Here is a 1,016-nt window from a genome sequence, read left to right on the forward strand (position 1 = left end):
CCCACCGACACCGTGCTCGTCGCGTTGCTGCCTGCGAACGTGTACGCCGTACCGCCGATCGTCGCGCTCGTGGTGTTCACCACTGCCGCCGTCGTCGAACCCGCACCCAGCGCCACGTCGCCCTTGTTGGTCGACACCGCACCCGAGCCGATCGCCACCGAATCCACCCCCGTGGCCGTCGAATCTACCCCCGTGCTGTTCGCATGGAAGTACTTCGTGCCCGTGTTGTACACGTTGTTGATCTGGTTGCTCAGGTTGGTCACGTTACCGCCGATGTTGGTCACGCTGCCCGCCACGTTCGAGATATCCGACGTGTTCTGGTTGATCGCCTGATCCGCTGCGTACAGCTGTGAGCCGTTCACCGCATCGGTTGAAGTCGCCGAGAGACGGCCTGCCCCAACGTTGGTGATCGTGCGCTCCTTGCCTGCCGCGCCCACCGACACCGTGCTGGTCGCGTTGCTGCCTGCGAACGTGTACGCCGTGCCACCGATCGTCGCGCTCGTGGTGTTCACCACTGCCGCCGTCGTCGAACCCGCACCCAGCGCCACGTCGCCCTTGTTGGTCGACACCGCACCCGAGCCGATCGCAACAGAATCCACACCCGTGGCCGTCGAATCTACCCCCGTGCTGTTCGCATGGAAGTACTTCGTGCCCGTGTTGTACACGTTGTTGATCTGGTTGCCCAGGTTGGTGATATCACCCTGGATATTGGTGATCCCACCGCTGATGTTGGTGATGCTGCCCGCCACGTTCGAGATATCCGACGTGTTCTGGTTGATCGCCTGATCCGCTGCGTACAGCTGCGAGCCGTTCACCGCATCGGTCGAGCTGGCCGAGAGACGGCCCGCTGCCACGTTGGTGATCGTGCGCTCTGCACCCACCGAACCCACCGACACCGTGCTCGTCGCGTTGCTGCCTGCGAACGTGTACGCCGTGCCGCCGATCGTCGCGCTCGTGGTGTTCACCACTGCCGCCGTCGTCGAACCCGCACCCAGCGCCACGTCGCCCTTGTTGGT

1 pseudogene is annotated in these 1,016 nt (G+C 64.1%); it reads right to left on the reverse strand.

The features are described from left to right. Nucleotides 1–1,016 (reverse strand): annotated as a pseudogene (locus tag AWB83_RS36390) (ESPR-type extended signal peptide-containing protein); the annotation flags it as partial.

Origin of the sequence: Caballeronia ptereochthonis (assembly GCF_001545075.1) — a bacterium.
Taxonomy (GTDB): domain Bacteria; phylum Pseudomonadota; class Gammaproteobacteria; order Burkholderiales; family Burkholderiaceae; genus Caballeronia; species Caballeronia ptereochthonis.